This window comes from Paracoccus homiensis (assembly GCF_900111675.1).
In the GTDB taxonomy this organism is placed as follows: Bacteria; Pseudomonadota; Alphaproteobacteria; order Rhodobacterales; family Rhodobacteraceae; genus Paracoccus; species Paracoccus homiensis.
This window is the reverse complement of sequence record NZ_FOHO01000006.1, coordinates 57,680-75,223: the sequence shown is the minus strand read 5'-3', so window position 1 is coordinate 75,223 and position 17,544 is coordinate 57,680. Positions and strand designations below refer to the sequence as shown.

The following is a 17,544-nucleotide window of genomic DNA, read 5'->3' as shown; positions in this document are numbered from 1 at the left end:
GCGGCTTATCGCACAGCCCGCCGTAACACCGATTTCTTCTTTGGACAAATACCCTCTGGGGGTCCGGGGGGCAAAGCGCCCCCGGCCATCGCGGGACGCAATTTATTCGGCTGCCTCGATAGCAGCCTTCTCGGCCTCCAGCTTTTCGGCGCGTTTCTCGACCAGATCGACGATGTGATCGACCATCTGGTCGTTCGACATCTTGTGGCTTTGGCGCCCGGCCATATAGACCATGCCACTGCCCGCGCCGCCACCGGTAAAGCCCAGATCCGTCATCAACGCCTCGCCGGGGCCGTTCACGACACAGCCGATGATCGACAGGCTCATCGGCGTCTTGATATGTTCCAACCGCTTTTCCAGCGTCTCGACGGTCTTGATCACATCGAACCCCTGTCGCGCGCAAGAGGGGCAGGAAATGATCTGGACCCCGCGCGTCCGCAGACCCAGCGATTTCAGGATCTCGAAGCCGACCTTCACCTCTTCGACCGGATCAGCCGACAGGCTGACGCGGATCGTATCACCGATCCCCATCCACAGCAGGTTGCCCAGACCGATCGCGGATTTCACCGTTCCGCCGACAAAGCCGCCCGCCTCGGTGATGCCCAGATGGATCGGCGCATCGGTCGCCTCGGCCAGTTGCTGATAGGCGGCGGCAGCCAGGAATACGTCGCTGGCCTTCACGCTGATCTTGAATTCGTGGAAGTCGTTGTCTTCCAGGATCTTGATGTGATCCAGCCCGGATTCCACCATCGCATCGGGGCACGGCTCGCCGTATTTTTCCAGAAGGTGCTTTTCCAGACTGCCCGCATTCACGCCGATGCGGATCGAACAGCCGTGATCGCGGGCGGCCCTGATGACCTCGCGGACGCGGTCCGGGCTGCCGATATTGCCGGGATTGATACGCAGGCAGGCGGCACCCGCCTCGGCGGCCTCGATCGCGCGTTTGTAGTGGAAATGGATATCGGCCACGATGGGCACCGGGCTTTCGCGGCAGATTTCCTTCAGGGCCCGCGTGGTGTCCTGATCGGGCGCGGAAATCCGAACGATATCGGCTCCGGCCTCGGCGGCGCGGATCACCTGATCCAATGTGGCGCGCACGTCATGGCCATCGGTATTCGTCATGGTCTGCACGCTGATCGGCGCGTCGCCACCGACGGGCACATTGCCGACCATGATCTGACGGGACTTCCGGCGTTCGATATTGCGCCAGGGACGGATCGGGTTCAGCGACATTCGGGCCTCCGGATTACGTGCCACAGATAGGTCATCACCGCGCAAACGGCAACCGCCACACGGGGCTGTGACAGGATTACGCCGCCCCCAGCCCCAGCGCATTCAGCGCCGTCGACAAGCAGTCGCGCGGCAACAGGATCAGCATCGGCCCCTCGATCTGAAGGCTGACCAGACCATTCGCGCGGTTCGAGGTGCCGACACGCCCAGCCGGGGAAAATTCGATGCCGTCAATCGGCCATTCAAGCCCGCTGCTGGTCCCGCGCGCAGGCCCCATCGGATACAGCGATACCCGCGTGCCCGGCATCAAGGGCAGCGTCAGACGTCGCGGCGCAGGAAAGGCGATATCGTCCGATGCCAGCAGAATCACCCGTGGATGCTCGGCACGGATCAGCGTGGTCAGCGCGGCCAGCGTGTGATCCAGACGCAGACCCGCAAAGCCGACGGCCACGACGAAGGGCGCGTCGATCCGCGTCAGGCATTTGCTGAAATCGGTGCTGTCCTGTTCGCTGATATGCAGCACGCGGTCCGGGCGCATACGGCCGCGCGCCGAATCGCTGATGCTGTCCAGATCGCCGATGACCCAATCGGGCGGCATCCCCAGCGCGAAGGCACGGTCGGCGCCACCATCTGCGGCAACCAGCGTCGGGGCGACGCGCAACGCCAATGCCAGATCCTCGGGCGTGACCAGACCGCCGCCGATCACGGTAACGCCATGACGCGATTGCACGACCGCTCCGGTCATTCGCCGCGACCGACCCCACGGAAAACGCGTTTCAGCGGCAGGATCCACAGGATGCCCAGCACGACATAGATCGCCAGCTCGATCCAGATCGGCTGCCGGCCAAATCGCGCGTCCATCCAGTTCACCAGCGTCACCGCCAGCACCACATAGGCGGGCATGCCCAGCATCAGGACCAGAAGCGACAGGCGCTTGCGGGTTTTCAGCTGCATATGTCCTGCCCTTTCCGGCTGTCTCGGGATGGGCCGCCGCCGGGGCGAACCCGACGGCGGCAAAGGTCATCAATCCGCGAAGGGATCGGTCACAAGGATGGTATCGTCACGCTCGGGGCTGGTCGAGAGCAGCGCGACGGGGCACTGGATCAGTTCCTCGACGCGGCGGACATACTTGATCGCGGCGGCGGGCAGATCGGCCCAGCTGCGTGCCCCGGCGGTCGATTCCTGCCAGCCGTCCATTTCCTCGTAGATGGGGGTGACGCGGGCCTGCTGCGCGGCAGCGGTCGGCAGATAGTCGTATTTCACGCCGTCGATTTCGTAGCCGACGCAGATCTTCAGCTTCTCGAACCCGTCCAGCACGTCCAGCTTGGTCAGCGCGATGCCGTTCACGCCGCTGATGGCGCAGGTCTGGCGCACGAGGACCGCATCGAACCAGCCGCAGCGACGCTTGCGACCCGTGACGGTGCCGAATTCATGTCCGCGTTCGCCCAGGCGCTGACCGTCGGCATCGTCCAGTTCGGTCGGGAACGGGCCTTCGCCCACGCGGGTCGTGTATGCCTTGACGATGCCCAGCACGAAGTCGATCGCGCCCGGCCCCATGCCGGTGCCCGACGCCGCCGCCCCCGACATCGTGGTCGAGGAGGTGACATAGGGATAGGTGCCGAAATCGATATCCAGCAGGCTGCCCTGCGCGCCTTCGAACAGGATGCGCTTGCCGGCCTTGCGGGCCTCGGCCATGGTCTTCCAGACCGGCTGGGCATAGGGCAGCAGCTTGGGCGCGATTTCCTGCAGCTTCGCCTTCAGCGCGTCGCGGTCGATCGGTTCGGCGCCCAGGCCCTGACGCAGTGCGTCGTGATGGGCCAGCAGGCGGTCCAGGCGATCGTCCAGCGTCTGTTCGTCGCCCAGATCCGCGACGCGGATTGACCGGCGGCCGACCTTGTCCTCATAGGCCGGGCCGATGCCGCGACCGGTGGTGCCGATCTTTGCCTTGCCCGCTGCTTCCTCGCGCAGCTTGTCCAGGTCCTGGTGCAGCGGCAGGATCAGCGGCGTGTTCTCCGCGATCATCAGGCTCTCGGTCGAGATCTTGACGCCCTGCCCGGTCAGCTTGTCGATTTCCGAGAACAGCGCCCAGGGGTCCAGCACGACACCGTTGCCGATCACGGCCAGCTTGCCTTCGCGCACGATCCCCGAGGGCAGCAGCGACAGCTTGAACACCTTTTCGCCGATGACCAGCGTATGGCCGGCATTGTGGCCGCCCTGGAAGCGCGCAATGACATCAGCTCGTTCGCTGAGCCAGTCCACGATCTTGCCCTTCCCTTCGTCGCCCCACTGGGCGCCGACAACCACCACGTTGGCCATGAGCCGTCCTTCCGTTTCACCGAAATGCTTTTCGACACGCCTCTAGCGCATTGCAGCCGCAGGGGAAAGCAGCTTCTGGCGAGCAAGATCGACATGAAGGGCCACGGGTCGGCATGAAGGGCCACGGGGGGGGGCCAGCCCCCATCGCGCGTGCCGCGCGATTCCCCCGGGGTATTTCGCGCAAAGAAGAAGTCGTCAGTAATGTGGCGGGCGCTGATCGGCCAGGGGGATCGTGCCGCTGTCATCGGCCTGACGCTGTGCCTCGGCCTCGACCAGCATCTGCAGGCGTTTCGAGATCCGGTCGATGATGCGGTCCTGCCTTGCGATCACCTCGGAGAGGTCGTCGGTGACGCGGCTGAGATGTGCCACGGTTTCCTCGAGTGCGAGAAGCCGTGGCTCTGTCTTCTTGTCCATATCGTGTCCTTCCGTTAAGGCGTCCCTCGGATTTGGCCCCGTAAAGGCAACAAGACCATGGCGAAAGATCAGAAGAAACAGCCCCGCCCCAAGGCAGAGACGCCAAAGGGCTTCCGCGACTATTTCGGTGCGGAGGTGACAGAACGCAAGTCGATGTTGGACCGCATCGCGGCGATCTATCATCGCCACGGCTTCGAGCCGCTGGAAACAAGCGCGGTCGAGACCGTCGAAGCCCTGGGCAAGTTCCTGCCCGACGTGGACCGCCCGAATGCGGGTGTGTTCGCCTGGCAGGAAGAGGCCGTCCCCGGTGGCGGCACCGCAGGCGACTGGCTGGCACTGCGCTATGACCTGACCGCGCCGCTGGCGCGCGTGGCGGCGCAGTATCGCAACGATCTGCCCAGCCCCTATCGCCGCTTCGCGATGGGCCCCGTCTGGCGCAACGAGAAACCGGGCCCGGGCCGTTTCCGCCAGTTCTATCAATGCGATGCCGACACGGTGGGCAGCGCGTCCGTCGCGGCGGATGCCGAGATCTGCGCCATGCTGGCCGATGCGCTGGAAGGCGTGGGGATCGCGCGCGGCGACTACATCGTGCGGATCAACAACCGCAAGGTCCTGAACGGCGTGCTCGAGGCCGCAGAGGTCCGCGCCGACCAGGCCGAGGACGTGCTGCGCCAGATCGACAAGTTCGACAAGGTGGGCCGCAACGGCGTGCTGGCCCTGCTGACCGAAGGCCGCAAGGATGACAGCGGCGCCTTCATCGACGGCGTCGGCCTGTCGGTGGACCAGGCCCAGCCCGTGCTGGCCTTCCTGACGTCCAAGGGCGACGACAACGCGGCCACGCTGGCGAACCTGCGCGCCGCCGTCGGTGCATCGGCCATCGGCGCCGAGGGCGTGGACGAGCTGTCGCAGATCGCCGACATGCTCGCCGCGATGGGCGTGGCCGAGGATCGCGCCGTGATCGACCCCTCGATCGTGCGGGGCCTTGGGTATTACACCGGCCCCGTCTTCGAGGCCGAGCTCACCTTCGAGATCCTGGACGAGAAGGGCCGCAAGCGCCAATTCGGCAGCGTCGCGGGCGGCGGTCGCTATGACGGCCTGGTCGAGCGTTTCACCGGCCAGAAGGTTCCCGCCACCGGCGTCAGCATCGGCGTGGACCGCCTGCTGGCCGCGCTGCGCGCCAAGGGGCTGGCGGGTGCCGACAGCCAGGGTCCGGTCGTCGTGACCGTGATGGATCGCGACCGCATGGCCGATTACCAGGCAATGGCCGCGGAGCTGCGCGCGGCGGGCATCCGGGCCGAGGTCTATCTGGGCAATCCCAAGAACTTCGGCAACCAGCTGAAATACGCGGACAAGCGCGGCGCACCCGTCGCCATCATCCAGGGCGGCAACGAGGCCGAGCGCGGCGTCGTGCAGGTCAAGGACCTGATCCTGGGTGCAAAGATCGCGGCCGAGGCCAGCTTGGACGAATGGAAATCCCAGCCCGCCCAGACCGAGGTCGCCCGCGCCGATCTGGTGGCCGAAGTGCGGCGGATCCTCTCATGATCCCCAAGCGCGACAAGCAGAGCGTCGGCCAGCGCCTTCTGGCCGCCTTCCGCGATGCGGGCGGGGTCGAGGTCGCGCCCGACCTGCTGCTGCCCGCCGAAAGCCTGCTGGACCTGTACGGAGAGGATATCCGCGCCCGCGCCTATGTCACCGCCGACCCGATCCGGGGCGAGATGATGCTGCGCCCGGATTTCACCGTCCCGGTCGTGCAGGCGCATATGCAGAACGGCGCGGAGCCCGCCCGCTACTGTTACCTGGGCGAGGTCTTCCGCAAGCAGGACATGGGCGACACCCACCCCGAGAATCCGCGCGACAACGAATATCTTCAGGCCGGGTTCGAGCTGTTCAGCCGCGATCCCGATGCCGATGCCGAACTGTTCGCGCTATTCCACGACCTGCTTGCGCCGCTGAACCTGCGGGCCGAGATCGGGGACATGGGCCTGCTGCTGGACGCCGTGGCGGCCCTGCCCCTGCCCGACGCGCGCCGCGATGCGCTGATGCACCACATCTGGCGGCCCGGCCGCTTCCGCCGCCTTCTGGCGCGCTTCGGTCAACCCACGACCCCGCGCGATTTCCCCGAAAGCGACGCCCCTTGGGCGGGCCTGCGGTCCGAGGACGAGATGATCCGCCGCATCGCGCGCCTGAACGCCGATGCCGCCGTCGCGCCGCTGGCGCCGATCTGGTCAGAACGTCTGGACCGCCTGTTCGCGCTGCAGGCCCCCGCAGATCAGGTCACGCCGCTGCTGCGCGATCTGGCGCAGGACATGCCCGCGATCGCCCCCGCCGTGGACCGCATCGCGGCGCGGCTTCAGGCCATCGCGGATCGCGGCATCGACCTGTCGGCCATCACCTTCGATGCCAGCCACGGGCGCACCACGCTGGAATATTACGACGGCTTCACCTTCAGCTTCGCCGCCGACCGCGCGGGCTGGCCCGATGTCGCGTCGGGCGGTCGCTATGACGCACTGACGCGGGTGCTGGGCAAGGGCCGCGAAATTCCCGCCGTCGGCGGCATCATCCGCCCCGGCCTGGTTGCCGAACTGGAGGGCGCAGCATGATCCGCCTTGGCGTGCCGTCCAAGGGGCGGCTGATGGAACAGACCTTCGACTGGTTCGCGGATCGTGGCGTCACCCTGTCGCGCAGCGGCTCGGACCGCGAATATGCGGGCCGGGTCGAGGGGGCCGAGGGCGTCTCGCTGGTGCTGCTGTCGGCGGGCGAGATCCCGCGCGAACTGGCCGCGGGCCGGATCGAGCTGGGCGTGACCGGCACCGACCTGGTGCGCGAGAAGCTGGCCGGCTGGCGCGACCTGGTGTCCGAGGTCGCGCCGATGGGCTTCGGCCATGCCGACCTGATCATCGCCGTGCCCGATTGCTGGCGCGATTGCCGCGATCTGGACGATTTCGCCGCCATCGCTCGTGATTTTCGCGCCCAGCACGGCTTCCGGCTGCGCATCGCGACCAAGTATCACCGCCTCGTCCGCGCGTGGCTGGCCGAGCACGAGGTCGCGGATTACCAGCTGGTCGACAGCCAGGGCGCGACCGAAGGCACGGTCGCGAACCAGACCGCCGAGGCAATCGCGGACATTACCTCGTCCGGGGCGACGCTGCGCGCGAACAACCTGCGCATCCTGGACGAGGAACCGGTCCTGCGGTCCCAGGCGACGCTGTTTGCCGCCCGCACCGCGATGGGGTCGGAACTTGACGGGTTCCTGCGCCTGCTGAAAATTACGGGTTAAAGAAGGGGGGCCGCCGGCCCCCTTTTTCACGCCAGCCCGACCAACGCCCGCGCAAAGTCACGCGCGTCGAAGGCGTCCAGATCGTCGATCTGCTCGCCCACACCGATCGCGTGAATCGGCAGCCCGAACCGATCCGCCAGCGCGACCAGAACGCCGCCACGGGCCGTCCCGTCCAGCTTGGTCATCACCAGACCCGAAACATCGGCCAGCTTGCGGAAGGTCTCGACCTGGCTCAACGCGTTCTGCCCCGTCGTCGCGTCCAGCACCAAAAGCGTGTTATGCGGTGCCTCGGGGTCCTTCTTGCGGATGACCCGCACGATCTTTGCCAGCTCTTCCATCAGGTCCTGGCGGTTCTGCAACCGCCCGGCCGTGTCGATCATCAACAGATCCGCGCCGTCGGCCTCGGCCTTGACCATCGCATCGAACGCCAAGCTTGCCGGATCCGAACCCTGCGCCGCAACCATCACCGGAACCCCCGCGCGCTGCCCCCAGACCTGCAACTGCTCGACCGCCGCGGCGCGGAACGTGTCGCCCGCCGCGATCACGACATTCTTGCCCGCCGCCCTGAACTGGCTGGCAAGCTTGCCGATGGTGGTGGTCTTGCCCGATCCGTTCACACCCACGACCAGAACGACCTGCGGCTTCTTCGGATACAGCGGCAAGGGCCGCGCGACCGATCCCATGATGCGCGCGATCTCTTCGGCCAGCAGCTCTTTCAGCTCGGTCGAGGATACCCGACGCCCCATGCGCCCTTCCGCGATATTGGCGGTGATCCGCAGCGCGGTCTCGACCCCCATATCCGCCTGAACCAGCATATCCTCAAGATCTTCCAGCATCGCGTCATCAAGCGCGCGGCGCGGCTCTGCCTCGGCACCCTTGAACAGACGCCCGACGATGCCGCCACCCGGTGCGGGCTCCGGCGGCGGCGCCGGTGCTTCGGCAACCGACTCGGGCGATGCTTCGGCGACGATATCGTCCAACCCGTCCCCGATCTTCGACGAGGACCGCGTCAGCCTATCGCGCAGTTTCGAGAAAAACGACATATCTGCTTCCTTCTGGTCGGCCGGACCCTAAACCGTCTGGCCCGCAAGGAAAAGCGGCCGACCATTGCCTTGGTGCAAATATCCTCTGGGGGTCCGGGGGGCGAAGCGCCTCCGGCCTGCCCTACCCGCGCATCGCCCGGAACAGGCTTGCCAGACGCAGCGTCGACGGGTCATGCCCCGGCGCTTCCTGCCCGGTCAGCAGTGGCTCGACCTTCAACGCCAGTTCCTTGCCCAGCTCGACCCCCCATTGGTCAAAGCTGTTGATGCCCAGGATCATCCCCTCGACAAAGACGCGATGCTCATACAGCGCGACGATCTGTCCCAGCGCAAAGGGCGTCAGCTGCTGGATCAGCAAGGTGGTCGAGGGCCGGTTGCCAGGAAACACCCGATGCCGCGCCTGACGGTCAAGTTCGGCACCTTCCAGACCCTTTGCCTGCATCAGCGCCCGCGCCTCATCCAGATTGCGCCCCCGCATCAGCGCCTCGGACTGAGCCAGACAATTCGCGGCCAGCAGGATGTGATGATGACCCAGATCGTCCTCATGGCCGCGTGCGGCTAGGATGAATTCACACGGAACAGGCATCGTGCCCTGGTGGATCAACTGGTAGAATGCGTGCTGACCATTGGTGCCGGGTTCACCCCAGACAACCGGGCCCGACACGACGGCCAGATCGCCGCCATCCGTCGCCACCCGCTTGCCGTTCGATTCCATCTCAAGCTGTTGCAAATAGGCCGGCAGCCGCATCAACCGGTTGTCATAGGGCAGCACGGCGCGGGTCGGGTACCCGCAGATCTGATGATGCCAGATCCCGGTCAGGGCCAGCATGACCGGAAGGTTCTGTGCCAAGGGTGCCTGACGGAAATGCGCATCCATCGCCGCGCCGCCTGCCAGAAACCGATCGAAACCCCGCGGCCCCACCGCGATCATCAGCGACAATCCGATCGGACCCCAGACGGAATACCGCCCGCCAACCCAATCCTCGAACCCGAAGACCCGCGAGTCGTCGATGCCGAATTCCGCCGTCCTGTCCACCGCCGAGGACAGCGCGGCGAATTGCGCGGCAGGCTCGGCAACCCTGGTGGCCATCCAATCCCGCGCGGTGCGGGCATTGGTCATCGTCTCGATGGTGGTGAAGGTCTTTGACGCCACGATCACCAGCGTCGTTTCCGGGTTCAGCCCGGCCAGCGTGTCCGCGATATCGGCACCATCGACATTGCTGACGAAATGCGCGCGCGGGCCGTCGTGATAGGGGGCCAGCGCCAGAACAGCCATCAGCGGCCCCAGATCCGATCCGCCGATGCCGATATTGACGATATCGGTGATCTTGCCGCCTTGCCCCTTATAGGCACCCGAGCGGACCTGATCGGCAAAACGGCTCATGCGGTCATGCGTGGCGCGAACGGCCGGCATGACGTCCTGACCGTCGACCGTCACGCTGCCGGACAGGTTGCGCAGCGCGGTATGCAGAACCGCGCGGCCTTCGGTTTCGTTGATCTTCTCGCCGCTGAACATCGCCTCGCGGCGCGCCTCGACATCCGCACCGACCGCCAGCTCGATCAGCAGATCGCGGGCCTTCGCGTCGATCATGGTCTTGGAATAATCAAGGACCAGATCGTCGGCAGATACCGAAAAGCCAGTGGCGCGATCGGAATCGGCGTCGAACAGATCCGAAATGCGGGCATCGCCCTGAGCGGCGCGATGATCCTTCAGGCGGGTCCAGTTTGCAGGCATGTCAGGCTCCTACTCCGCCCAGTGGACGGTCGCGTTGTCCAGAAAGGCGCGGATCGGCGCCTCGATCGGGTCCAGCTTCTGCGCGCGTTCCAGCGCCTCGCGCTTTTCCGGGCCCATGATCAGCACATGGATGTTCATCGCATCCGACAGAACCGGACGCGTCATGGTGATGCGCGGCTCTTCTGCGCCCTCTGCGCGAATCGGCATCAGCGCGGGCGCGTCATTCGCCATGGCCGCGGCCAGATGATCGGCACCGGGAAACAGGCTGGCGGTGTGCATGTCATTGCCCATGCCCAGCAGCGCGACCGTGATCGGCAGATGCGGTTGCAATGCCTGTTCCAGCGCATCCGCCGCGTCATCGGGACGCGCATCGCCGGTATAAAGGTCGATATAGTTCGCCCCGGCGGCCTTGTCCTTCAACAGATGCCGCCGCAGCAACCGCCCGTTCGAGCGTTTGTGGTCGCCATCGACCCAGCGTTCGTCACCCAGAAAGACCGTGACCCGGCCCCAGTCGATATCCGCACCGCTCAGCGTTTCGAACACCTGCATGGGCGATGTCCCGCCGGGCACGCACAGGCTGGCGCCGTCATTGCCACGCAGATGCTGCGCGACCTGCGACGCGATCCGGTCGGCCAGCGACAGGGCCAGCATTTCGCGGTCGGGATATTCGCGGAAATCCATGCTCATGATCTGATCTCTCTCCAACGCCGGTTGTCGCGGTGCATCAGGCGCAGCGCCTCTTCCGGGCCCGATGAACCGGGGTCGTAGGGTTCGGGCGCGCGCTTGCTGTCTTCCCACGCCTCGATGATCGGGTCGGTCCAGGCCCAGGCCGCCTCGACCTCGTCACCACGCATGAACAGCGTCTGGTTGCCCCGGATCACATCCATGATCAGGCGTTCATAGGCATCCGGCATGTCCGACCCCTCGGCCCCCAACGCATCCGCAAAGGACATGTCCAAGGGCACCTGAACCAGACGCATGCCGCCCGGTCCGGGTTCCTTGATCATCACCTTCAGGTTCATACCCTCGTTGGGTTGCAGACGGATGACAAGTTCATTGGCCTTGGGCGCACCGGTATCGTCAAAGATCGAATGCGGCGGTTCCTTGAAGGTGATGGCGATTTCGCTGGTGCGGGCGCGCAGCTTCTTGCCGGTGCGCAGGTAGAACGGCGTCCCCTGCCAGCGCCAGTTCGAGATGCGGACCTTCATCGCGACATAGCTTTCGGTCCGCGAGTCCGGGTTTTCGGCATCCTCCAGATAGCCGGGCTGATCGCCGCTGGCCTGATACTGACCGCGGACGATATCTTCGGGCAGCACAGGTTCCAGCGCCCGGATCACCTTCAGCTTTTCGTCACGCACCGCGTCGGGATCGAAATGATAGGGCGGTTCCATCGCGATCAGGCACAGAAGCTGCATCATGTGGTTCTGGACCATGTCGCGGATCGCGCCGGATTTGTCGTAATAGCTGCCGCGGCCACCGACGCCGACCGTCTCGGCCACGGTGATCTGGACGTGATCGACATATTGCGCGTTCCACAGCGGTTCGAACAGAACATTGGCGAAACGCACCGCCATCAGGTTCTGGACGGTTTCCTTGCCCAGATAATGGTCGATCCGGTAGATCTGGCTTTCGTGGAAATGCTGCGCCAACGTCGCGTTCAGTGCCTTGGCGCTGGCCAGATCGCGACCGAAGGGCTTTTCCACGACGATGCGGCTGTTGTCATCGGCGATGCCATGCCCCGACAGGCGTTCGGCGATATCCCCGAACAGCGATGGCGCGACCGAGAAATAGAAGGCGTGCACCGCGCCGTCGCGCATCCGCGACTTCAGCTCTTTCCAGCCGCCCTCGCCCTTGACGTCGATCGGGGTGTAGCCAAGCAGTTCCAGAAACTGCGCCAGGCGGGGGTCGTTCTTCTTGACCTTGGCAAATTCGCAGATGGCCTTGGCGGCCTCGTCGCGGAACTGGCCGTCATCCATCTGGGTCCGGGCGGCACCCACGATGCGCGACGTTTCGGGGATCTGCCCTGCGACAAAGCGCCGGAAAAGCCCCGGCAGAATCTTGCGATGCGCCAGATCGCCCGTAGCGCCGAAAATCACGAGGTCGAAATCATCGACCGGAATGACACGCGAGACCATGCTGTCCTCCTTATCACTGGCGTCCGCCATATCCTTTGTTAGCGATAACAGCAATCTGGTTCAACCTTTCAATGCGCGTGCAAGTCGGGGCAGCCTGCTGCGTTTCAGCATGTCGCGCAGTGGGATGTCACCCCCCATCCGTGCCGCCTTGTCACGCGCGGCATGGACGGCATCGGCGACAAGACCGGGCGCGCGGGCGTGGCAATCCAGCAAAAACGCGTCGGGATGCAGGGCGCGCAGGCCGATCCCGCGCATGATGCCTTCCGGAAAATCACGCAGATTTGCGGTGACGATCAGGTCCGCGCGCCCCGCGATCGCGGCTTCCAGCACGTGCCGGTCGGCAGGATCGGGCAGGTTCAGGTCGACGCAGGCATCGCCGTCATCGGGCATCGAGGCGGCGGGAAACCGCGCCGACAGCAGCGCGATTTCGGCCCCGGCGACGGCATCCTGATCTGTGCCAAGCCGGGCGGCGGCGTGCCGCCATTCCGCCAGAATGCGATCCGACCACAGCGGTGCATACAGCCCCGCCGCAGCCAGATCGGTCAGTATTTCCCGCAGGATCGTCGGGAACAGGACATTGGCGTCCAGGACTGCCTTCATCCGTCCAGCCGGAAGAACAGCGCCTTCAGATAACCTGTTTCCGCCAATTGCGGCAGCGTCGGATGGTCGGGCCCGGCCTGACCGGTATGGATCAGCACCGGACGCCGCCCCCCACGACCGATCCCCCGCGCGCTGACATTGCGGAACTGGGTCAGATCGGCCGCGTGGGAACAACTGCACAGAACCAGATAGCCACCCGGCGCGACCAGCGGCGCGGCCAGCTTGGCCACACGTTCATAGGCCCGCAGGCCAGCCTCCAGCGCGGGTTTCGAGGGCGCAAAGGCAGGCGGGTCGCAAATGACGACATCGAATTGCTGCCCCTCTTCGGCCATCCGCTCCATCGCCTTGAAGGCATCGGATTGAACCAGATCCAGCCGATCCGCCATGCCCATGGCCTGCGCACCGCCCTTGGCAAGTTCCAGCGCCGGGGCGCTGCCATCGACGCAGGTTGCCGCCTTGGCCCCGGCGGCCAGCGCGGCAAGGCCGAACCCGCCGACATGGCTGAACACGTCCAGCACCCGCGCGTCCTTGACCAGTTGCTGCGTAAAGGCATGGTTGGGCCGCTGGTCAAAGAACAGCCCGGTCTTCTGCCCTCCCATCACGTCGGCCAGATATGTCGCGCCGTTCATCTGCACCGGAACCGGCTGATCGGGGGCGCTGCCGCGCAGAACCTCCATCCGCTCATCCAGGCCCTCCAGACCGCGGGCGCGGCCCTGCCCGTTCAGGATCACGCGCGACACGCCGGTGACCTGCACAAGCGCATCCGCAATCTGTTCGGCCATCACATCGGCCCAGGCGGCATTGGGCTGCATCACCGCCGTCTCGCCGAAACGGTCGATGACAAGCCCCGGAAGGCCGTCGGCCTCGGCATGGATCAACCGATAGAACGGGGCACCATACAACCGCTGTCGCATGGCCAGCGCCCGCGCCAACCGAACCTTCAGCCATTCGGTGTCGATCACCGCCTGCGGATCGGCATCCATCACCCGCGCCACGATCTTGGAATTCGGGTTCACCGTCACCAGCGCCATTGGCCGCCGCTCGGGGTCTTCCAGCAGGGCAAAGCCGCCCGCGAGCAGGTTGCGGGTGCGGCGATCCAGCACCGCCTCATCGGCAAAGACCCAGGGAAAGCCGTGGCGGATCGCCTGCGGCTTGGATTTGGGACGAAGTCGGATAACTGGGATATCGGTCATGGCGGGATTCCTTTCGCAGCCCAATTGGCACGGCCCCCGCCTGCGCACAAGCGCCCTAGCCTGTCAGCGCCTTGCGCAGCATGTTCGCCGCGACCAGCATCAGGAAGATGGCGAAATAACGTTTCAGCCGCGCCGCATCCGTCCGATGGGCCAGCGCCGCGCCAAGCGGCGCAGTCAGCAACGTCATCGAAATGGTGACCAGAAAGGCCGGGATATTCACCGAACCTATCGTGTAGGGCGGCGCGCCATCTGCCGGATAGGCCAGAAATGTCAGGACCGACGGCACGGCGATCAGCACCCCGAAACCCGCCGCCGTCGCCACCGCGCGATGCACGCTGCGCCCATGCAGCGTCATCAGCGGTACGCCGATGCTGCCGCCGCCGATGCCCAGCAAAACCGAAACAAAGCCGATCATCGGGGCGATGATCGCGCGACGCAGCCCCTTGGGCATATCCTTGGCCAGCCGCCAGTGGGATCGCGAAATCGCCATATAGGTCGCGATGATCACCACCAGAACGGCAAAGATGACCTGCAACATCTCGGTCCGCAGCGCGCCGACCGTCAGCACGCCGATGACCGCGCCGATGCCGATGCCGATGGCCCAGGTTTTCAGGATCTGCCAGTCGACCGCGCCGCGCCGGTGATGCGCCATGACGGACCGGATCGAGGTGACAATGATCGTCGCAAGCGAGGTCGCCAGACAGATCTGCATGACATCGGGGCCGTCATAGCCCGCGCCGGTGAACACCAACAGAAACGCGGGCACCAGCACGATGCCGCCGCCCACGCCCAGCAATCCTGCCAGCACGCCGGCAAAGGCACCTGTCGCCAGCAAGGTCAGAAGAGGGATCAGATATTCCGCCATGTCAGCGCCATAGCGCGGTGGCCCGCGCGTTGCCAGCCCCTTTGACTAGGCGGCAAGCGCCGTGGTGATCTGGGCCAGTGCCGCATCATAGACCTCGATCCCGCCCCGTGAGGCGCCTTCGGACAGGGTGCGTTTCCAGCCCCGTGCCCCCGGCTGACCGTGAAACAGGCCCAGCATGTGCCGCGTGATCTGGTGCAGCCGGCCACCCGTCGCCAGATGGTCAAGGATATAGGGCCGCATGGCCTGCGCCACCTCGACCCCCGATGCGTAAGGCGGCGTATCTTCCCACAGGCGGTCTGCGGCACCCAGAATGTCCCACGGTTGATGATAGGCCGCGCGCCCGACCATCACCCCATCCATCACGCGCAGATGCTCGCGCACCTCGTCCAGCGAGGCGACGCCCCCGTTCAGCGACAGGTGCAGATCCGGGAAGTCCTGCTTCATGCGATGCACCAGCGGATAGTCCAGCGGCGGAATTTCACGGTTCTCGCGCGGGCTAAGACCCTGCAGCCACGCCTTGCGGGCATGAATCGCGATCCGCCGCACCCCGGCATCGCGCATCGTCGCAACGAAATGCGGCAGCACCTCTTCGGCGATCTGATCGTCGACGCCAATGCGGCATTTGACGGTCACCTCGACCGGGCTGACGGCCATCATCTGGCTGACGCATTCGGCGACCAGATCGGGCGTCTTCATCAGCACCGCCCCGAACAGCCCCGATTGCACGCGATCGCTGGGACACCCGACATTCAGGTTGATCTCATCATAGCCCCAATCCGCGGCAATCTGCGTCGCCTGACGCAGTTCGGCCGGATCCGATCCCCCCAGCTGCAACGCGACCGGATGTTCGATTGCGTCATAATCCAGCAATCTGGCCCGGTCGCCATGCACGATCGCCGGCGCGGTCACCATTTCCGTATACAACAGGGCATGACGACTCATCAGCCGGTGAAACACCCGACAGTGGCGATCCGTCCAGTCCATCATCGGGGCTACAGAAAGAAGAGGATCGATACAAGTCAATGATTTAAGATGCATTTCTCTTTTATCTGCCGCTCGATTAGGTGGCGGATCATACGCCGCTTGCTCTTGTTTTGTCTCGTTCTCGCCGTGAGCATGATCAAAAGTCATACATGGCTACGATAGTGACACACAACACTAGGGGTGGGATAAAATTCCTAGCACAAATCATACGTCGCAGCGCCAACTTCAACGAAAGCCAAACCTTTCCTACTCATAAAGAGGCAGAACGCTGAGCGCAGAAGCGACAGAAGCGACAGAAGCGACAGAAGCGACAGAAGCGACAGAAGCGACAGAAGCGACAGAAGCAGATTAAGCTACTTCCCATCTCTTGGACAGGATCTGGCGTAAATTAAGCTACTCTTTGCACCTGCTGATCGGGGGGGGGGGGATATCATTTCTCTGCCAGTAGGCCAGCGCCGGAGGCTTGCCGCCCAGGGCTGAATGCGGGCGCTGGTGGTTGTAGAAGGTCATCCATTTCCGAATGGCCGCCTTTGTCTCCGAATCGGTCTCCCAGGCATGCAGGTAGACGCACTCGTATTTGAGAGTGCGTCACAGCCTCTCGATGAAGATGTTGTCGAGGGTGAGCTTGCGAACGCCCTTCCCATCCATCGATATGCGCACGCCAGATCGTCGGAGCCGGTCCGTCCAGGCAAAGGACGTGAACTGGGACCCTTGATCCGTATTCATTATCTCTGGCGGGCCGAACTTGTGGATGGCCTCGGTCAGCGCCTCGACACAGAAGTCGGCCTCCAGCGTGCCCGCCTATTCGAACGAAGTGATCTTCACGCTGCACGGATCGGTCGTCGCCAGTACCGTCACGCTACAGGATCTGCTGGGCGTCGGGCGATGGCTGAACGGACGCTATTACCTGGCCTACGAAGGTTTCGTCACCGCGATGCTGTTCTACATGGCGATCGTCTTCCTGATCTCGTTTGCCTTTCGCATGGCCGAAAAACGCTATCTGCCACATCTGCGGCCACGCGACGTGGTCCCGACAGGACAGCCCCGAAAGGCCGCCTGACCCGCAGCCTTTCCGTCATCCCGCATATCCCTTTACGCACTTCCAGAAGGTTTTCCCCCGATGAATGCTACCCAGAACAAGCGCGCACTGATCGAAGGTCGCGCCGCAGTGATCGTCATCGACATTCAGAAATCAACCTTTGCCCCGATCCCGGACGATGAGAGATCAATCGCACATATGCCCGACTATGCCGCACGGATGGCACGCAGCAAGGTGGTGATCGACAAAGCCCGCGAAAAAGGCATTCCGGTCGTGTTCATCCAGGAAATCCACCGTGCGGATCTGGTCGATTTCGGGCGCGAACTGGATGGCGACGAAACGGTGCATTGCCTTGACAGCAATCCGTTGACCGATTTTGCCGAAGAAGAGCTTGGCATGCGGCCCGACGACTATCGGATCTCGAAGCGGCGCTATTCGGCGTTCTACGGGACCGATCTGGAAATCCTGCTGCGCGGGCTGAAGGCCGAAACGCTGATCCTGACCGGCGGCCTGACCGATGTCTGCGTCCATTACACCTTTGTCGACGGCCATCAGGGCGATTATTTCTGCCGCGTGGTCGAAGATTGCGTTGCCGGTTCAAGCCTCGAGGCGCATGAGGCTTCGCTGAAGGCGATGGAATATCTTCAGCACGGCGCCATTCGGCCCATCGACGAGGTTCTGGCCGCCATGGATCACGTGGGCGCCTGATCGTCGAA

18 protein-coding genes and 1 pseudogene are annotated in these 17,544 nt (G+C 64.6%); 5 read left to right on the top strand and 14 right to left on the bottom strand.

Translation table 11 applies throughout. The features are described 5' to 3' along the window. Positions 1 to 102 precede the first annotated feature (102 nt). The 5 genes from ispG to BMX67_RS09965 all read right to left on the bottom strand — a co-directional run bounded on the left by ispG (position 103) and on the right by BMX67_RS09965 (position 3,960). Positions 103 to 1,233: a flavodoxin-dependent (E)-4-hydroxy-3-methylbut-2-enyl-diphosphate synthase gene (ispG, locus tag BMX67_RS09985; protein ID WP_090734540.1), complete on the bottom strand. Its 1,131-nt coding sequence runs from the start codon at positions 1,231 to 1,233 to the stop codon at positions 103 to 105. Positions 1,234 to 1,309: 76 nt separating this feature from the next. Then, complete coding sequence (locus BMX67_RS09980) at positions 1,310 to 1,975, bottom strand: thiamine diphosphokinase (protein WP_090734538.1); 666 nt, start codon at positions 1,973 to 1,975, stop codon at positions 1,310 to 1,312. Beyond that, entirely contained in the window at positions 1,972 to 2,184 is a 213-nt protein-coding gene (locus BMX67_RS09975) for a DUF2842 domain-containing protein (RefSeq protein WP_090734537.1), read from the bottom strand. Before BMX67_RS09975 ends, BMX67_RS09980 begins: the two co-directional genes overlap by 4 nt. Before the next feature lie 69 nt (positions 2,185 to 2,253). Then, a complete protein-coding gene (locus BMX67_RS09970) occupies positions 2,254 to 3,546 on the bottom strand; it encodes an adenylosuccinate synthase (protein WP_090734535.1) in 1,293 nt (430 codons plus the stop codon). Between the two features lie 195 nt (positions 3,547 to 3,741). Next, on the bottom strand, positions 3,742 to 3,960 hold the full coding sequence (locus tag BMX67_RS09965) for a SlyX family protein (RefSeq protein WP_090734533.1): 219 nt from the start codon (positions 3,958 to 3,960) through the stop codon (positions 3,742 to 3,744). 57 nt (positions 3,961 to 4,017) lie between these two features. Here BMX67_RS09965 and hisS point away from each other — a divergent pair, with 57 nt between their 5' ends. The 3 genes from hisS to hisG are packed head-to-tail and all read left to right on the top strand — an operon-like array spanning position 4,018 to position 7,237. Beyond that, positions 4,018 to 5,502, top strand: a complete 1,485-nt coding sequence (hisS, locus tag BMX67_RS09960) for a histidine--tRNA ligase (RefSeq protein WP_090734531.1) — start codon at positions 4,018 to 4,020, stop codon at positions 5,500 to 5,502. Beyond that, positions 5,502 to 6,560: an ATP phosphoribosyltransferase regulatory subunit gene (locus tag BMX67_RS09955; RefSeq protein ID WP_090734779.1), complete on the top strand. Its 1,059-nt coding sequence runs from the start codon at positions 5,502 to 5,504 to the stop codon at positions 6,558 to 6,560. The genes hisS and BMX67_RS09955 overlap by 1 nt, the downstream gene beginning before the upstream one ends. After that, positions 6,557 to 7,237, top strand: coding sequence for an ATP phosphoribosyltransferase (gene hisG / locus BMX67_RS09950; RefSeq protein ID WP_090734530.1), 681 nt, complete (start codon positions 6,557 to 6,559; stop codon positions 7,235 to 7,237). Before BMX67_RS09955 ends, hisG begins: the two co-directional genes overlap by 4 nt. Positions 7,238 to 7,263: 26 nt before the next feature. Here the strand turns inward: hisG and ftsY are convergent, their stop codons facing one another. The 9 genes and pseudogenes from ftsY to BMX67_RS20050 form a co-directional block, all read right to left on the bottom strand. Continuing rightward, positions 7,264 to 8,280 carry a signal recognition particle-docking protein FtsY gene (gene ftsY / locus BMX67_RS09945; protein WP_090734528.1) on the bottom strand — a complete coding sequence of 339 codons (1,017 nt, stop codon included), beginning with the start codon at positions 8,278 to 8,280 and terminating at the stop codon, positions 7,264 to 7,266. Positions 8,281 to 8,401: 121 nt separating this feature from the next. Further along, positions 8,402 to 10,012, bottom strand: coding sequence for a glucose-6-phosphate isomerase (gene pgi, locus BMX67_RS09940; RefSeq protein ID WP_090734526.1), 1,611 nt, complete (start codon positions 10,010 to 10,012; stop codon positions 8,402 to 8,404). Between the two features lie 9 nt (positions 10,013 to 10,021). After that, entirely contained in the window at positions 10,022 to 10,693 is a 672-nt protein-coding gene (gene pgl, locus BMX67_RS09935; RefSeq protein ID WP_090734524.1) for a 6-phosphogluconolactonase, read from the bottom strand. A gap of 2 nt (positions 10,694 to 10,695) precedes the next feature. Beyond that, the gene (gene zwf / locus BMX67_RS09930) at positions 10,696 to 12,147 is read right to left on the bottom strand and encodes a glucose-6-phosphate dehydrogenase (RefSeq protein WP_090734778.1); all 1,452 of its coding nucleotides are present in this window, start codon (positions 12,145 to 12,147) and stop codon (positions 10,696 to 10,698) included. Positions 12,148 to 12,207: 60 nt separating this feature from the next. Further along, the gene (locus BMX67_RS09925; protein ID WP_090734522.1) at positions 12,208 to 12,747 is read right to left on the bottom strand and encodes an RSP_2648 family PIN domain-containing protein; all 540 of its coding nucleotides are present in this window, start codon (positions 12,745 to 12,747) and stop codon (positions 12,208 to 12,210) included. Next, positions 12,744 to 13,940: an RSP_2647 family RNA methyltransferase gene (locus BMX67_RS09920; protein WP_090734520.1), complete on the bottom strand. Its 1,197-nt coding sequence runs from the start codon at positions 13,938 to 13,940 to the stop codon at positions 12,744 to 12,746. The genes BMX67_RS09925 and BMX67_RS09920 overlap by 4 nt, the downstream gene beginning before the upstream one ends. Before the next feature lie 55 nt (positions 13,941 to 13,995). Next, on the bottom strand, positions 13,996 to 14,805 hold the full coding sequence (locus BMX67_RS09915; RefSeq protein WP_090734518.1) for a sulfite exporter TauE/SafE family protein: 810 nt from the start codon (positions 14,803 to 14,805) through the stop codon (positions 13,996 to 13,998). Between the two features lie 45 nt (positions 14,806 to 14,850). After that, the gene (gene dusA, locus BMX67_RS09910; RefSeq protein ID WP_090734517.1) at positions 14,851 to 15,843 is read right to left on the bottom strand and encodes a tRNA dihydrouridine(20/20a) synthase DusA; all 993 of its coding nucleotides are present in this window, start codon (positions 15,841 to 15,843) and stop codon (positions 14,851 to 14,853) included. 339 nt (positions 15,844 to 16,182) lie between these two features. Further along, positions 16,183 to 16,590, bottom strand: a pseudogene (locus BMX67_RS20050) (transposase); the annotation flags it as partial. Here BMX67_RS20050 and BMX67_RS09900 point away from each other — a divergent pair. Next, positions 16,541 to 16,849, top strand: a complete 309-nt coding sequence (locus BMX67_RS09900) for a hypothetical protein (protein ID WP_090734513.1) — start codon at positions 16,541 to 16,543, stop codon at positions 16,847 to 16,849. The pseudogene BMX67_RS20050 and the gene BMX67_RS09900 overlap by 50 nt on opposite strands. Positions 16,850 to 16,909: 60 nt before the next feature. Beyond that, positions 16,910 to 17,536, top strand: coding sequence for a cysteine hydrolase family protein (locus BMX67_RS09895; protein ID WP_090734511.1), 627 nt, complete (start codon positions 16,910 to 16,912; stop codon positions 17,534 to 17,536). The last annotated feature ends 8 nt before the right edge of the window (positions 17,537 to 17,544 follow it).

Coding starts and splice junctions, on each gene's coding strand:
- zwf (WP_090734778.1), bottom strand. CDS start 12,147: ATGGTCTCGCGTGTCATTCCGGTCGATGATTTCGACCTCGTGATTTTC.
- dusA (WP_090734517.1), bottom strand. CDS start 15,843: ATGCATCTTAAATCATTGACTTGTATCGATCCTCTTCTTTCTGTAGCC.
- BMX67_RS09915 (WP_090734518.1), bottom strand. CDS start 14,805: ATGGCGGAATATCTGATCCCTCTTCTGACCTTGCTGGCGACAGGTGCC.
- hisG (WP_090734530.1), top strand. CDS start 6,557: ATGATCCGCCTTGGCGTGCCGTCCAAGGGGCGGCTGATGGAACAGACC.
- BMX67_RS09980 (WP_090734538.1), bottom strand. CDS start 1,975: ATGACCGGAGCGGTCGTGCAATCGCGTCATGGCGTTACCGTGATCGGC.
- BMX67_RS09965 (WP_090734533.1), bottom strand. CDS start 3,960: ATGGACAAGAAGACAGAGCCACGGCTTCTCGCACTCGAGGAAACCGTG.
- ispG (WP_090734540.1), bottom strand. CDS start 1,233: ATGTCGCTGAACCCGATCCGTCCCTGGCGCAATATCGAACGCCGGAAG.
- hisS (WP_090734531.1), top strand. CDS start 4,018: ATGGCGAAAGATCAGAAGAAACAGCCCCGCCCCAAGGCAGAGACGCCA.
- BMX67_RS09975 (WP_090734537.1), bottom strand. CDS start 2,184: ATGCAGCTGAAAACCCGCAAGCGCCTGTCGCTTCTGGTCCTGATGCTG.
- BMX67_RS09900 (WP_090734513.1), top strand. CDS start 16,541: ATGGCCTCGGTCAGCGCCTCGACACAGAAGTCGGCCTCCAGCGTGCCC.
- ftsY (WP_090734528.1), bottom strand. CDS start 8,280: ATGTCGTTTTTCTCGAAACTGCGCGATAGGCTGACGCGGTCCTCGTCG.
- BMX67_RS09970 (WP_090734535.1), bottom strand. CDS start 3,546: ATGGCCAACGTGGTGGTTGTCGGCGCCCAGTGGGGCGACGAAGGGAAG.
- pgi (WP_090734526.1), bottom strand. CDS start 10,012: ATGCCTGCAAACTGGACCCGCCTGAAGGATCATCGCGCCGCTCAGGGC.
- BMX67_RS09925 (WP_090734522.1), bottom strand. CDS start 12,747: ATGAAGGCAGTCCTGGACGCCAATGTCCTGTTCCCGACGATCCTGCGG.
- BMX67_RS09920 (WP_090734520.1), bottom strand. CDS start 13,940: ATGACCGATATCCCAGTTATCCGACTTCGTCCCAAATCCAAGCCGCAG.
- BMX67_RS09895 (WP_090734511.1), top strand. CDS start 16,910: ATGAATGCTACCCAGAACAAGCGCGCACTGATCGAAGGTCGCGCCGCA.
- pgl (WP_090734524.1), bottom strand. CDS start 10,693: ATGGATTTCCGCGAATATCCCGACCGCGAAATGCTGGCCCTGTCGCTG.